The organism is Companilactobacillus nuruki (genome assembly GCF_002872255.1).
Lineage (GTDB): Bacteria > Bacillota > Bacilli > Lactobacillales > Lactobacillaceae > Companilactobacillus > Companilactobacillus nuruki.
Window position 1 is genome coordinate 1 of record NZ_NIPR01000026.1, and the last position, 1,008, is coordinate 1,008.

General features: G+C 20.8%; 1 protein-coding gene. It reads right to left on the reverse strand.

The window, feature by feature from the left end; all coding sequences use genetic code 11:
* Positions 1-549 (reverse strand): hypothetical protein (locus CBP76_RS13690; RefSeq protein ID WP_217350204.1); only part of this gene is annotated, 549 nt, incomplete at its 3' end.
* Positions 550-1,008: the final 459 nt, after the last annotated feature.

Here is a 1,008-nt window from a genome sequence, read left to right on the forward strand (position 1 = left end):
TCTTTTTTCTTTTTTTTCTTCTTTTTTCTTTTTTTTTTTTCTTCTTTCCTTTTTTTTTTCTTCTTTTTTTTTTCTTCTTTTTTTTCCTCCTTTTTTTTTTTTTTTTTTTTTTTCTTTTTTTTTTCTTTTTTTTTTCTTCTCTTTCTTTCTTTTTCTCTTTTCTTCTCCTTTTTTCCTTTTTTTTTTTTTCTCTTTTTTTTTTTTTTTTCTTCTTTTTTTTTTCCTTTTTCTCTTTTTTTTTCTTTTTTTTTTTTTTTTCTTTCTCTTTTTCTCTTCTTCCTCTTCCTTCTTCTTTTCTTTTTTTTTTTTCTTTTTTTTCCTTTTTTTTCTCTTCTTTTCTTTCCTTTTTTTTTTTTTCCTTTTCTTTCTTCTTTCTCTTCTTTTTTCTTTTCTTTTTCTTTCTTCTTTTCTTTTTTTTCTTCTTTCTTCTTTTTTCCTCTCTTTTTTTCTTTTTTTCTCTTTTTTCTTCTCTTCTTCCTTTTTTTTTTTTCTTTCTTTTTTTTTTTTTTCTTTTTTTCCTTTTTTCTTCTCTTTTTTTTTTTCTTTCATCCTCCTTTCTCTTCTTCTCTTCTGTCTCTTCCTACTAATTCTTTTTCTTATTTTTTCTTCTTTTTTTTTTTCTTTTTTTTCTTTCTTTTCTTCTTTTTTTTTCCTTTCTCTTTTTTTTCTTCTTCTCTTTCTTTCTTTTTCTCTTTTCTTTTTTTTCCTTCTTTTTTTTTTTTTTTTCTTTTCTTTTTTTTCTTTTTTTTTTTCTTTTCTTTTTCTCTTTTTTTCTTTTTCTTTTTTTTTTTCTTTCTTTTCTTTTCTTTTTTTTTTTTCTCTTTCTTTTTTTTTTTTCTTTTTCTCTTTCTTTCTTTTTTCTCTTTTTTTTTCTTTTATTTTTTTCTTCTCTTTTTCTTTTCCTCTTTCTCTTTTTCTCTTCTTTCTCTTCCTTCTTCTTCTTTTTTTTTTTTCTCTTTCTTCTTTTTCTCTTTTCTCACCTGTCTCTTCTACTCATCCTTCTCCTTT